This window comes from Aeromonas sp. 102P (assembly GCF_051920345.1).
Lineage (GTDB): Bacteria > Pseudomonadota > Gammaproteobacteria > Enterobacterales > Aeromonadaceae > Aeromonas > Aeromonas veronii.
The window spans coordinates 40,969-55,000 of the sequence record NZ_JBQBCZ010000010.1 but is presented as its reverse complement, the minus strand read 5'-3'; the positions used below and the strand labels follow the sequence as shown (position 1 = coordinate 55,000).

Annotated in this window: 9 protein-coding genes (1 of these 9 cut by a window edge); 3 read left to right on the top strand and 6 right to left on the bottom strand. The window is 57.9% G+C overall.

Features of this window, described 5'->3' with window-relative positions; genetic code table 11:
* Window positions 1–1,119, top strand: partial view of a benzoate/H(+) symporter BenE family transporter gene (locus ACTG1K_RS24195; RefSeq protein WP_440006905.1) — the 3' portion only. Its footprint begins 57 nt before the window's first position; 1,119 of the gene's 1,176 nt are visible here — the last part of the coding sequence; its start codon lies off the left edge, out of view; it ends in the stop codon at window positions 1,117–1,119.
* A gap of 122 nt (window positions 1,120–1,241) precedes the next feature.
* Window positions 1,242–2,306: a DUF3103 family protein gene (locus ACTG1K_RS24190; protein ID WP_425854706.1), complete on the top strand. Its 1,065-nt coding sequence runs from the start codon at window positions 1,242–1,244 to the stop codon at window positions 2,304–2,306.
* Between the two features lie 69 nt (window positions 2,307–2,375).
* On the opposite strand, the gene metF is transcribed toward ACTG1K_RS24190, so the two are convergent.
* Window positions 2,376–3,266 (bottom strand): methylenetetrahydrofolate reductase, encoded by an 891-nt coding sequence (gene metF, locus ACTG1K_RS24185; protein ID WP_005340191.1) that lies wholly within the window; start codon window positions 3,264–3,266, stop codon window positions 2,376–2,378.
* 329 nt (window positions 3,267–3,595) lie between these two features.
* On the opposite strand from metF, the gene ACTG1K_RS24180 reads away from it, so the two are divergent.
* Window positions 3,596–4,396 carry a GNAT family N-acetyltransferase gene (locus ACTG1K_RS24180; protein ID WP_330125708.1) on the top strand — a complete coding sequence of 267 codons (801 nt, stop codon included), beginning with the start codon at window positions 3,596–3,598 and terminating at the stop codon, window positions 4,394–4,396.
* 74 nt (window positions 4,397–4,470) lie between these two features.
* Here the strand turns inward: ACTG1K_RS24180 and ACTG1K_RS24175 are convergent, their stop codons facing one another.
* The 5 genes from ACTG1K_RS24175 to uvrA all read right to left on the bottom strand — a co-directional run bounded on the left by ACTG1K_RS24175 (window position 4,471) and on the right by uvrA (window position 13,848).
* On the bottom strand, window positions 4,471–5,940 hold the full coding sequence (locus ACTG1K_RS24175; RefSeq protein ID WP_257688022.1) for an ABC transporter substrate-binding protein: 1,470 nt from the start codon (window positions 5,938–5,940) through the stop codon (window positions 4,471–4,473).
* Window positions 5,941–5,948: 8 nt separating this feature from the next.
* A complete protein-coding gene (locus tag ACTG1K_RS24170) occupies window positions 5,949–7,928 on the bottom strand; it encodes a HAMP domain-containing methyl-accepting chemotaxis protein (RefSeq protein WP_005341553.1) in 1,980 nt (659 codons plus the stop codon).
* A gap of 223 nt (window positions 7,929–8,151) precedes the next feature.
* Window positions 8,152–8,766 (bottom strand): OmpW family outer membrane protein, encoded by a 615-nt coding sequence (locus tag ACTG1K_RS24165; protein WP_440006778.1) that lies wholly within the window; start codon window positions 8,764–8,766, stop codon window positions 8,152–8,154.
* Window positions 8,767–9,224: 458 nt separating this feature from the next.
* On the bottom strand, window positions 9,225–10,898 hold the full coding sequence (locus ACTG1K_RS24160; RefSeq protein WP_440004675.1) for a diguanylate cyclase: 1,674 nt from the start codon (window positions 10,896–10,898) through the stop codon (window positions 9,225–9,227).
* A 121-nt stretch (window positions 10,899–11,019) separates the two neighbouring features.
* Window positions 11,020–13,848 (bottom strand): excinuclease ABC subunit UvrA, encoded by a 2,829-nt coding sequence (uvrA, locus tag ACTG1K_RS24155; RefSeq protein ID WP_005356491.1) that lies wholly within the window; start codon window positions 13,846–13,848, stop codon window positions 11,020–11,022.
* Between the last annotated feature and the right edge of the window lie 184 nt (window positions 13,849–14,032).

Below are 14,032 nucleotides of genomic sequence, written 5' to 3'. Positions count from 1 at the left end.
ACCAGCTCCGTCATCCTGATCATCCAGGCCGCCACGGCAGCGGGTGCTGATACTGCCCAAGTCGCCTCCTGGCTCTGGACGCTGGGGATCGGCATGGGGGTGAGCTGCATCGGCCTCTCTCTCTATTACCGCATACCCATACTAACCGCCTGGTCCACACCGGGCGCGGCACTGCTGATCACCACGCTGGGCAACTTCACTCTGGCGGAAGCCATCAGCGCCTTTGTGATCTCGTCCCTGCTGATCACTCTGTGTGGCATTAGCGGCTGGTTCAACCGTTTGATGAAACATATCCCGGCTCCACTGGCCGCCGCCATGCTCGCTGGCGTGCTGCTCAGATTCGGATTGGATCTGTTCAAGGTCGCCCCGCAAGATCCCTTGCTGCTTGGCACCCTGCTGCTGGCCTTCCTGCTGGGTCGTCATCTCTGGCCCCGCTATACCATGGTGTTGGTACTGGGAGTGGGGATGCTGATCTGCAGCGTGCGGGGGGATTTGCAAATGGGCACCCTTCACTGGCAACTCGCCAGCCCGGTCTGGACATGGCCAGCCTTCTCCCTTGATGCTCTGTTTGGTATCGCGCTGCCGTTGTTCATTGTCACCATGACATCGCAAAACATGCCGGGGATTGCCATCTTGCGAGCCCATGGCTATCAGCCTGCCACCTCCTCGCTGATCAGCTGGACTGGCCTGACTGGCCTGCTGCTCGCCCCTTTTGGCGGTTATGCCTTCAATCTGGCCGCCATCACTGCCGCCATTTGCATGGGCAAAGAGGTCGACCCGGATACCAAGCGCCGCTGGCCTGCTGCGGTTTGGGCGGGTTGCTTTTATCTTGTGACCGGCTGCTTCGGCGCAACCGTCGCGGCCCTGTTTAGCGCCTTTCCGGCAGCCCTTGTCACCTGCGTCGCCGGATTGGCCCTGCTAGGTACCATCGGCAGCAGCCTGCACTCTGCCTTGCAACAGGATGAAGCGCGAGAAGCTGCGCTGCTCACTTTTATCATTACCGCGTCCGGGATCAGCCTGCTCGGCATCGCGGCAGCCTGCTGGGGTCTGCTGATTGGTCTGGCTATCTATCAGTTCCAATCATATCGACAAAGGAATCAATTGAACCTCAAACCGTGAACCTCTGCACACTATCCAGATAAAATGATTCACAAGTGAAACTAATTTCCTTCTAGTGGTGCCAGGGCACCAATCTTCCCGGACATGGTGCCCTGTCAGGTTCCATGCAACGGAGAATAAAAATGAAAAATCAGGCTGTCTTGTTACTACTGGCCATACTGGGTGCCACGAGCGTCCAGGCTGCCGATACGGATCGAGAGCTGGCTCGCCAGCTCGCACTTCAGCAGAAAAACCTGCTGCCCCTACTGAGCAATCAGCAATACCAGAGCCCGCTTCCCAACCTGCTGCAGAAGGCCAGCCCGCGCCTTAAGCGGCAGGCGACCGATGCCAACCAGGCGGCCATCAGCCGGCAAGGACTGGATGGCGAGGTCAAGCAACTGATGCAGTTGCGACTGGCCAACACCGATCAGGCCGCAGCACTGCAACAGGGGGTCGAACCGCTGGTCGCCTATGTTCCTAGTGGGGATGAGAAGAGCTGGAGCGCCATTGAAGCGTTCGATAGCGCTGGCAATCCCGTCTATCTGGATGTGGACAAGGCACCGGCCCGGCCGGTTCTGGTAGTCGAAGCCGATCCCGTCAAAGCCAAAAACGCAGGCTTGAAGGTGATGCGCAAGGCGCTGGCCGATGCGGATCTGCAAAGCGCTCCACAAGTGGCGGCCAGCACGGCGCCACTCAAGACCAGTATCCTGAAAAAGATCAGATTGAAGGATGATCAGGAGCCCTGGCTGCTCGGCGCAGCCGAAGTGTATGCGGTGGTCGCAGGGGTCAATCCCAGCCGGGATGAGCCTGTGGTCGATATTGTCGACATGCCCTACCTCGACTATGACAACACAGACTACACCCCCAACCAGATCCTGGTTTACTGGGATCGCTATCGCTGGGGTGCCGTCGATGTGGTGATGATGGAGCAGGATGACAACGTCAACTACAAGGAGCTGAGCGCCCTGCTGATTGAAGCTCTCAAACTCGGCTTTACCGCGGGTGGCGTGCCGGAAGCCCTGCCCTTCCTCGATCTCGGCGGTCGCATCGTCAAGGCACTGCCCGACTCATGGATGACCAACAACGACGACTATCTGGATACCTTCTACACACTGGAACAGGATCAGGTCTATCGCCAGTATCCGGGGGCTGCAGGTAATGCGGTTATCGATCTTGAGCCAAAAGAGATCGCCCCGACCAGACCTTGATAATCGGCCATAACGAAAAAGCCAATGAGCAACTCATTGGCTTTTTGCTTTTATCGCGGTGACCACCGGTCAACCCTTGGGACGAACCCCCAGAGTATGGCAGATGGCATAAGTCAGCTCGGAGCGGTTCAGGGTATAGAAGTGGAAATCCTTCACCCCTTCCTGACTCAGCACGCGCACCTGATCAATGGCGATACTCGCCCCCACCAGATTACGGGTCATCTGATCGTTATCCAGTCCCTCGAAACGCTGATGCATCCAGCGCGGGATCTTCACGTTGGTAAAACCGGCAAACTTGGCCAGGGTCTGGTAGTTGGAGACCGGCAGGATCCCCGGCACGATTTCGGCATCGATGCCGATGGCGGCGCAGCGATCCCGGAAGCGCAAATACGTTTCCACATCGAAGAAGAATTGGGTGATGGCACGGTTGGCACCGGCATCGATCTTGCGCTTGAGGTTGAGCAGGTCGGATTGCGCACTCTTGGCCTCCGGGTGACCTTCCGGATAGGCGGCAACCGAGATATCGAAGTCCGCCTCTGACTTGAGCAGGGCAACCAGATCGGTGGCATACATATCCGGCTTCTCCAACCCCTGCGGCAAATCACCGCGCAGAGCCACGATGTGACGAATACCGCTGTTCCAGTAATCGCGGGCGATGGTGCGCAATTCGTCGCGGCTGGCATCGATACAGGTCAGGTGAGGCGCCGCAATCAGGCCGGTCCGCTCCTTGATGTCCTTGATCACCTTGTGGGTGCGATCACGGGTGCCGGAGTTGGCGCCATAGGTGACGGAGACGAACTTGGGTTCCAGCACTTTCAGCCGTTCGATGGACTGCCAGAGGGTATTTTCCATCCCTTCACTATTGGGCGGAAAAAACTCGAAACTGACCGATATATCGCCATTCAAATCTGCCAAGCTCTGGTTGAGCGCCTCAACCTGACGTGCACTGTGAAATCCCATCTGCTCTTCTCCCTGTCCTGCAATCCATCTGCCTACGTCAAAACGGATGTTTGGACGTCTAAACGTCTTTATATTTATGAGCAAAACGACACAAAGTCAACAGGGATTTACCTCACATCCGATCTGACGAACTTCATATTTACAAAATTAACGGTACGTAACCGAAAAGTGCCCATCCCAAAATCGCCCCAGTCGAGTTATGATGGGGGCAGATCGTCCTGGACGTTCTGAATCTGCGTGTGATTGTTTGGCCGGAGGTTTCTCCGGCCCCTTTTCATCTATTTCCCACTCCTGCCGATAACAGAATGAGTCTTTGCAGGAGCACCATCATGGATACCCACCCCGGCTTTGCCACCGACTTGCTGTTTGATCGCTACCAGGGCGAGGTCATCCAGCATGAGCAGTTTTGGGCGGTTCGCACGCCGGATGCTCCCGACTACTACTTCGGCAACTACCTGCTACTCCCCACCCCGCCCAGCGACCATGACAAAGGCTGGCTGGAAGCCACATTTGATCAGCTGATCGGCCAGGATCCTCGAGTGCGCCACCGCACCTTCCAATGGCCACTAGCAGCCGGGCAAAACAGCCGGATCGCCGGTTTTGTCGCAACGGGATACCAATATATGGAGTGCGTGGTGCTGGCGCTGGATGAGCAGAGCTGCCCACCCCCTCACGACGACATGAACAAGGTTAAGGCGCGTACTTTCACCACTGCTGATTGGCCTGAGTGGCTCGACTTCGAACTCCATGAGCGGGATGAGGGACACTCGGAACAGAGCTATCTCCCCTATCTGCGATCCCGCCAGGCGCTCTATCAGGCCATGATTGCCGATGGTCTCGGGGACTGGTGGGGGATCTGGAAAGAGGGACAACTGGTCGCCAGCTGTGGCCTCTTCTTCTGCGGCACACTTGGGCGCTTCCAGTTGGTACGCACGCACCATGCGTGGCGCAACCAGGGGTTATGCCGCCAGCTGCTGAGTCAAGTGGCTCGCGCAGGATTATCCCGCGCCAAGCAGCTAATCATAGTGGCTGACGAGCATTACCATGCCCAGCGCATTTACCGCTCTCTGGGGTTTGCCCCGGTTGCCCGCATCGGCAGCCTCTGCCGCTGGCCCCACGAAGCACAATAAAGCGATACATACTGGCCACGAGCCATAAAAAAAACGGGAGGCTGATACCTCCCGTTTTTATTGATGCCGATGACCTATTGCTGTGGCTGCTGTGGCGCCTCCAGCTCGTTGGAGAGCGCCTGCTCCACCTCATCCGACGGCGCCGGTAATGGGGCAGCGGCCGCTGATGCGGGTTCTGCGGGAGTCACAGCCGGTGACACCACGGCCGATGTTTCACTGGTCGCGGGAGCTGCGGACACCTCAGTCGTCGGCGCCGAAACAGGAGCAGGGGCAACCGCATCACACTGACAATCCGCGCTCTTGGCCTTATTGCCCTGATGAGGGGCATACCAACCCTTCAAGCCACCTTCCAGTCGATCCGCGGCAGCCTTGGGCTCCATCTTGCCAAGCAGCACAGCCTGACTCACCTCTGCCAGTTCATCCCCCAACTTGGGCGTACCACGGGAGAGGATCTGGGTCGCCACCCGAATGGTCGAGTCACACTGATCGCGCCACTCCATCATCTCTTTGGCCGCCGGATTGGTGACATCGAAAAAGTGGTTGGAGAGGGAGAAGAATCCCGGCAGCGAGTTGGTATAGAGCTCGGCAAATTGCGGCGTCGTCAGCCATTGCAGGAAGGCCATTGCACCCTCTTTGTTCTTGCTGGCCGGATTCATCCCCATACCGATATCGGTGTGGTCGGTAAAGAAACAGCCATCACCCTGTTTGGCCACCGGCGGACGCATGACGCCAAAATCGACCTTGCCGGTGAAGGGGGCAATCTCCCAGGAGCCCGCCACGTAGAAGGCGGCCTTGCCCGAAGTGAACAGCTCGTTACTGGTCGCATAATCGCGGCTCTCGCCACCTTCACCGAGGTAGGAACGCCAGCGGGCCAGCTCGTCGAACACCTTCACATATTGCGGGTTGTCCAGCCGCTCCTGCCCGCCGATCAGTGCCAGACGGCCGTCCTCCCCCTTCCAGTAGTTGGGGCCAATGTTCTGGAACCCCAGTTCGGAGGCAACCCAGCTCTCGGAACCACTCATGGCCAGCGGCACATAGCGACCGTCGGCCTTGATCTTGTCCAGCACGGCGAAGAACTGATCGCGGGTTTGCGGCAAGGTGAGTCCCAACTCACTGAAGATCTTCTTGTTATAGAAGAAGCCATGGATCACCGAGGCCATGGGGACGCAGAAGGTCTGGGCTCCGGAGTCAGTCTGCCACGGTGACTGGGCAAAACTCGGGAAGTTCTCCATCCCTGCCATTTCGGTCAGCTCGGCCAGATGGCCCGCCTTGAACAGGGCGAGCGAGTCATCAAACGGACGACAGGTAATAAGATCCCCCGCCTTACCGCCTTTCAGGCTCTCCCACAGAGTGGGCATGTAGTTGACGTTTTGCACTGGATGAAAACTCACCTTGATGCCGGGATGAGCCGCTTCAAACGCCGGGATAATCTTCTGCTCCCACAACGCCTTGTCATCGGTTCGCCAGCTTTCAATCACCAGCTCGCTGGCCATCAGCTGGCCACACAACAGGAGACTCAGGGCTCCAATCCACTTTTTAGACATAAGCCCTCCTAGACCTTGAAATGTGCGATCAATTGCTGCTGTTTGGCGACCAGGTCGGCCAGCACTTCGCTGCTGCTGGCGGATTCGCGCGCCTCCCGCTCGGTCTCGTATGCCACATCGGCAATACCGGCGATATGACGAGCAACCCCCTGACTGACGGAGATCTGCTCCTGAGCAGCATGGGCCACCTGATCCGCCATCGACTTGATGGCCCCCATCCGATCGGCAATGGATTGCAGCGCCACATCCATCTCGCGGGTCTGCTCGACACAGCTCTGGGTCTGCTCCTGGCTACGCCCCATCACTTCAACCACATGCTTGCTGGAGCTTTGCAGGTTCTCAATCATCCCCTGGATCTCTTCGGTCGAAGTCTGGGTGCGATTTGCTAGCGCCCGTACCTCATCGGCCACCACCGCAAAACCGCGACCGGCATCGCCAGCACGAGCCGCTTCGATGGCGGCGTTCAAGGCCAGCAGGTTGGTCTGCTCGGCAATACTGCGGATCACATCGAGAATGCTGCCGATGTTGTTGCTGAATTCCCCAAGTTTGTAGGTGATCCCGACCGCCTCTTCCATGGCGCCAGCCAGCTGCTCGGTGATCCGGCGAGTGGTGGCCACTTTTTGGCGACCATTGCGCGCCTCTTCATCGGCCAGATCTACTTCCCGCTTGGTGCCATCGGTAGAGCGGGCCACCTCGGTGGCGCTCACTTCCAGCTCGGTAATGGCGGCGGCCACCTGATCGGTCTGGCTCTTCTGCTCCTGTACCCGGGACATGGCCCGTTCGCTGATCTCGGCGGCGCGGCTCGCTTCATCCACCAGATGGCGGGAGCCTGCATTGATTTGAGAGAGCAGCTCGCCGGTCTTGCCCGCCAGCGTATCGATGGAGCGAGAGAGGCTGCCAAATTCGCAACTGCTGCGGTAGTTGATGCGGCGTGTCATGTCGCCGGCCGCCATGTAATCGAGCTCCTTGTTGATCATCTGCAACGGGCGCTGAATGCTGCGCGCCGTGGTATAACCGATCACCAGCGCCGCAGCGGCCGACATAGCGGCAACCACCAGGATCCAGAAGCTGGCACTGCTGACCGCCGCATCGGCGTTAATCCGGCTATCACTGGCGATGGCACCGGCGGACTTGCCCATCTCATCAAGCAAATTGAGGCTGTTGACCAGACTGGCATCCAGCTGCTGATTTTGCGTGGCCAGCGACAGCGCCAGTTGCTGAGCCTGACGCATGGTTGCCAGCAAGCCCTGAGCGCCAAGTGCCAGCTCCTGCATCCGATCGAGATTGGAGACAAACCGCGCTTTCACATCATCGGGCACCAGCACCCGCTCCAACCGCTTGCGGGCCATCTCGATGTCCTTGCTCAACACCTTTTCCAGCTCGTTCAGGTCGGTTTTGGCATCGGCACGGCGGATATTCTTCAGGTCGCGGGCGATACCCGAGGTAATAAGCTCCGCCTTGTTGCGCATGGAGCGCTTGCTGGCGGTCTGTTGCAGCAGCAAATCCGCCGCCCACTGGTAGGTATCCTCAAGGCGGATAAATTCCATCTCCAACTTGTGGCGCTGCTCCAGTGCACTGACCCACTGCCGATGCTGGGCCAACACCTGATCCGCCAAGCCATAAAATTGGGTGGTAGCACTCTCGACCTGCTGGAAGCGGGCACGAGCATCCGCTACGTCGGTAAATTTACCCATCTCCTGACTCAGCTGGGCGAAGCGGTTCTGCTGCTCCTTGAACTGATTGGCCAGCTGCGGCAACTGGGCGGCATCTTCACTGGTGCGGTAGACCAGCACCCAGCGGTTACTATCCTGCAGTGCCCCCTTGAGACCTGCGACAGCAACTACCAGCGGGGTTGCCCGATCAGATACGGCAGAGAGGCCGTCATTTATACCCTTGATTTTAAAGGTACTGATCACACCAAGCAGGATCAGCAACAGCAGCATCAACACGAATCCGGCGATGATCCGCTGCACGATAGATAAGCCCATGGAGACATCCTCACTCATTGGGGGGAAGGTAAAGTGAACATAGTCACTATCGGCAGGGGTGGCGAATAACTGAAATCAAGCGGCAGGTATTTAATTGATTTGTATCGGGTTGGATCACAGTACAGACAAAATCAGCCATACGAAAAAAGCCCGGCACAAGCCGGGCTGAAAGAGACGTACTTTGCTATCTTCCGCGGTCCGTTCAGAACCGCAATCAGAATCATTAGAAGCGGTAGCCAACACCCACCATAAAGGCCATCGGGTCGATATGCGTTTTGAAGGTGCCAACACCATCAACTTTAACATCTGTATCGATATCCATGATCCAGGCTGAACCGTTTACAAACCAGCGATCTGTAACCGCCATATCGATACCGACCTGACCTGCCAGACCCCAAGAGTCGTCAAGGCTGATATTTGCACCATCAAGTGCTCCCACCCCCTTCTCATCAAAGAAGGTGGTGTAGTTCACACCCACACCAACATACGGGCGAACCTTGCTCTGGGCATCACCAAAATAGAACTGGGCCATCAATGTTGGAGGCAGATGTTTAACCTTGGCAATCTCACCAAGATCGCGAGTACTCACTCGATGGGAGAATGGGGTTGCAGCCAGCAACTCAACACCCCAGTTGTCGGTGATCATATAACCGAGGGTCAGGCCAAGCTGTTGGTTGCTGTTAATCTCGAACTCACCGTGACCCGCCACGTCATCACTGCTCTCCTGAGGAGAAACGATGGCCAAACCACCACGAACCAGAATATCACCAGCCTGATGGGCCATGGCGAAAGGAGAGGTCACTGCAGCGGCAATCATCAGAGGAAGTAATTTTTTCATCACGTAATCCCTTTTTTTGTTTTCATTTGATGCTGTAAGCCCGCTGACTATATGCCCTTGTAAATGCAAAGTTATTGATTTGGAGCAAAGGTTGCACAGAAATAAATCGATTGGTGTGACATCTTTTTGCACCCTCCCAATCTCGTTGAGTCCCCAGACAACAAGCTGAAATACCTGTTTAGACAGGTTGTAACTACCCGCATCCAGCGCCAAAAGGAGCAAACAAACCACACCTTATTGCACGGCAGTGCGGCTATTAATTGTTGTTTATATGGGCAAATCAGCGTATTTTTTGCGCCATACAAGTTACTGGGAAGTAATGGTTTATTTATGAAAAATGAGTCGAAATGGCAAAAGGTGGGGGCCTTTCTCGCGGCCGTGTGGGGAATCGGATCCTTTCTCTTTATCCTGCTCGGTTTTATTGTCGCCCTGGCCTATCTGGTATTGGTACGGCAGGGTTAATCCGGGTTGACAGAGTGCAGCAGGGTGATATTCCCCCCTTCAGCAAGCTGCTCCGGAGTCTGGCCCATGCCCTCCGCAGAGAGGGTACCAGCGTAGCCACACCACCGATTTCGCCCGCCGACTTTGGCCTGATACAGCGCCATGTCCGCCAGTTTGAAGCTGTGACTCCAGAATGAATCCGGGTACTCCGGGTGCAACGGATAGCGGCAGAACCCCAGCGACACCGTCAACCAGAGTGGCGCATCCTCTCTGCCAAAGCGGTGCTGAGCGACACGCTGGCGCAGATATTCGACCCGCAACGCCAACTCTTGCTCGTCATCCACTTGTAGCAGCAACAAGAACTCCTCCCCACCCAGCCGGATGATAGGCTCGCGCTCTCCAGTCACCACCTTGCGCAGCAGATCCGCCAACTGTTTCAGCACCAGATCCCCGATGTCATGGCCAAGGCGGTCATTGATCCGCTTGAAATGATCCAGATCCAGCAGCAATAACAGACAAGGTTTGGCCCGGTTGGCCTGCAACCAACCATCGAGATAGCGACGATTGAAACAACGGGTCAAGGGGTCGGTGAATGCAGCCATCTCCATCTGGCTGGATTTTTCCAACAAATCATCGTGTTGCTGACTGACCTTGCTGGCCATCTCCTTGAACTTGCCGCTCAGGGTCGCCATCTCGGCGCTGCTGTCGATATAGGGGATCAAGGTGGCATCTGGCCGATCGCCAAAGCGTTGCAGCGCCGACACCAGCTGCTGCAACGGGGTGAGCACAATGCTGTTGAGCCGGTACATGGCGATCATGACGCAGATAAAACTGATAAACAGCATGCCGATAAAGGTCCAGAGCGCCCCCTCCATGACGCCACTCAAGATCTTTCTCTCCTCCTCAATCACCAGAGTCAGCACCGGCTGGTTATCGCTGTTGTGCAGTCGCACCTCTCCCCTGAGCCGGGTCAGCCCAAGGTCGATCAGACGATACGTTATTTGCGGTTTCAGTGGTTTGAAGGTAGCGGTGACATCCAGATTGGCGTGGGAAATCGCCAGAGGCAGCGCGGTACGCTCCGATACCTGCTCTAGATAGGCCTTGTCGAGCCAACGTACAACCAGCAAGAAACCGTTGAATGGTGCCGACTCGTCACTGTTTCTGATCGGCTGCCACGAGTACATCAGCGGCCCCCACTGGGAAGCACGGATCCCGTGCAGATTGATGCCCCCTTGCGCCACCGAGCGCGCCCTTAACTGCTTTTTCAGTTCATCAAGGAAGTAGGGAAACTGGTCCGGATTGATCCCCGGCGCATCGGGTAGCAGGGTGCGCGTCCAGATTTCGTAGCCGGTGAGATCCATGAAGCTCATCAGGTTGAGACTAAAATCCCTCATCGGCATATCACTGAACAGGTTGGATTCGATGTACGCCCTGCTTTTGTTGTCCATAAAACGGTGACTGTCATCCCAGATGCCCCAATCCCGACTGAATGCATCCAGAGCGGCCACATCCGCCTGCACCGCCTTGGTCACGCGCAGCAGATGCTCCTTCATTCGCTGCTCTTCAATCCGGCTGGCAGCCGGGATCTGGGCCCACGCCAGCAGGACCAGCAATAGCAGGATCGCCCCCAGCCAGATGGGGAACATGGAGTAAGCTAACTGATGATCAATCGTGCGCGGAGCCTGAGCCATAACCCGATATATCCATTACCATGATGCTGAGATGCCAAGCCTGCCCACACTTGACGAGCTTCCCCCTATGCTCCCGATTTTTATAACAAAAAGGGGCCAAAGGCCCCTCGATTATAACGGCTTATCGCGCCAATAGCGGTCGTAAAAAACGAGCTGTATGAGACTCTTTATTGGTGCAAATCTCTTCCGGCGTCCCCGTCACCAGAATGCGGCCACCACCGGCGCCGCCCTCCGGTCCCAAATCGACGATCCAGTCGGCAGTTTTTACCACATCCAGATTGTGCTCGATGATGACGATGGTGTTACCGCGATCCCGCAGCTGGTGCAGCACCTTGAGCAGTTGCTGGATATCGTGAAAATGCAGCCCGGTGGTCGGCTCATCCAGAATGTATAGAGTCTGACCGGTATCCCGCTTGGAGAGCTCGCGCGCCAGCTTGACCCGCTGCGCCTCGCCGCCCGACAAGGTAGTAGCAGACTGGCCGAGACGGATATAGGAGAGGCCCACGTCCATCAGGGTCTGCAGCTTGCGCGCCACTGCCGGCACCGGATCGAAGAACTCGCGAGCATCTTCCACCGTCATCTCGAGGATTTCGTGGATGTTCTTGCCCTTGTACTTCACCTCCAGGGTCTCGCGGTTGTAGCGCTTGCCCTTGCAGACGTCGCACGGCACGTAGACATCCGGCAGGAAGTGCATCTCCACCTTGATGACGCCATCCCCCTGGCACGCCTCGCAGCGGCCCCCCTTCACGTTGAAGGAGAAGCGGCCCGGCTGGTAGCCGCGCGAACGCGCCTCCTGGGTGCCGGAGAGCAACTCGCGGATCGGAGTGAACAAACCGGTATAGGTGGCCGGGTTGGAGCGCGGGGTACGACCGATGGGACTCTGGTCGATATCCACCACCTTGTCCAGATGCTCCAGCCCCTCGACGCTGCGATAGGGCGCCGGGGTGGACTCGGTGGCCTTGTTGAGCTCGCGATGAGCGATGCGGAACAGGGTGTCGTTGATCAGGGTCGACTTGCCGGAGCCGGAGACGCCAGTGACGCAGGTCATCACCCCGATGGGCAGATCAAGATTGACGTTGCGCAAGTTGTTGCCGCTTGCCCCCTTGAGTTTCAACCACTTGCCGGTGAGCGGCGTGCGCTCGGCCGGAATGGCGATCTGCTTGCGACCGGAGAGGTAGTCACCGGTCAGCGATTCCGGATTGTCGATAATCTGCTGGGGGGTGCCCTGCGCAACAATCTCGCCACCGTGTACACCCGCCCCCGGGCCGATATCCAGCACATGGTCGGCGAGGCGGATGGCATCCTCGTCGTGCTCCACCACGATCACCGTGTTGCCGAGATCGCGCAGATGGGTGAGGGTCTTGAGCAACCGCTCGTTGTCGCGCTGATGCAGACCGATGGAGGGCTCGTCCAGTACGTACATGACGCCCACCAGCCCGGCCCCGATCTGGCTCGCCAGTCGGATGCGCTGCGCTTCGCCGCCTGAGAGGGTCTCGGCACTGCGGGACAGGCTCAGGTAGTTGAGACCGACGTTCACCAGGAAGCCGAGCCGCTCGACGATCTCTTTCAAGATCTTCTCGGCAATCTGGGCGCGCTGGCCAGTGAGGTTAAGCCCCTCGAAGAAGGCGAGCGCATCGCCGATGGACTGCTCGGCGATGGCCGGCAGGTTGCGGTTGTCGACGAAGACGTGACGCGCCTCCTCCCGCAGTCGGCTGCCGCCGCAGCTGGTACAGGATTTGTTCGCGATATATTTGGAGAGCTCTTCACGCACCGAGTTGGATTCGGTCTCCCGGTAGCGCCGCTCCATGTTGTGCAGGATCCCCTCGAACGGGTGCTTGCGCACCACAACGTCGCCGCGGTCGTTCATGTAGCGGAACTCGATCTCGGTGCGACCGGAGCCGCGCAGGATCACCTCCTGGGTCTTGACCGGCAGATCTTCCCACGGCGTCTCCAGATCGAACTTGTAGTGCTCGGAGAGGGATTTCAGCATCTGGAAGTAGTAGAAGCTGCGCTTGTCCCAGCCACGGATGGCGCCGTTGGCCAGACTGATGGCCGGATCGCCGATCACCTTGGCAGGATCGAAATATTGCTGCACCCCGAGGCCGTCACAAGTCGGGCAGGCACCGGCCGGATTGTTGAAAGAGAAGATGCGCGGTTCCAGCTCCGACATGGAGTAGCCGCACTCTGGGCAGGCGAAGTTGGCGGAGAAGGTCATGGGGGTGACGCCCTCCTCCCCGTCCATCGGCACTACCAGCACTATGCCGCCGGAGAGGGTCAGCGCCGTCTCGAACGACTCGGCCAAACGCAAGGCAAGGTCCTCGCGCACCTTGAAGCGATCCACCACCACCTCGATGGTGTGCTTCTTGTGCAGCTCCAGAGTCGGAGGATCGGAGAGGTCGCACACCTCGCCGTCGATACGGGCACGGATGTAGCCCTGGGCCGCCAGATTCTCCAGCAGCTTGGTGTGCTCCCCCTTGCGATCACGCACCACCGGGGCCAGCAGCATCAGCTTGCTCCCCTCCGGTTGGGCCAGCACCTGATCCACCATCTGGCTGATGGTCTGGGCGGCGAGCGGAATGGCGTGAGTCGGGCAGCGGGGCTCACCGACCCGGGCAAACAGCAGACGCAGGTAGTCGTAGATCTCGGTGATGGTACCGACGGTCGAGCGCGGGTTGTGGGAGGTGGACTTCTGCTCGATGGAGATGGCGGGCGAGAGCCCCTCGATATGGTCGACGTCCGGCTTCTCCATCAGGGAGAGGAACTGGCGGGCATAGGCGGAGAGGGACTCAACATAGCGGCGCTGTCCCTCGGCATAGAGGGTATCGAACGCCAGAGAGGATTTGCCCGAACCGGAGAGGCCGGTGACCACGATCAGCTTGTCGCGGGGCAGGGTCAGATTGATGTTCTTGAGGTTGTGGGTGCGAGCACCCCGGACCACGATCTTTTCCATCTTGTTGCACGCTCGATACAGAAACCTGAGCGAGTCAGTATGGCATAGAGACTACTGGATGAATAGACAGGCATTATCTATCGCCGTTATCCTTTTTTACGATGGATAGCCCCTTCGTCACACCCTGACCAAGGCGGCGAGTTTGCCCCCAATCCACACCAGCAAGCGCTCGCCCGCAGAGTGA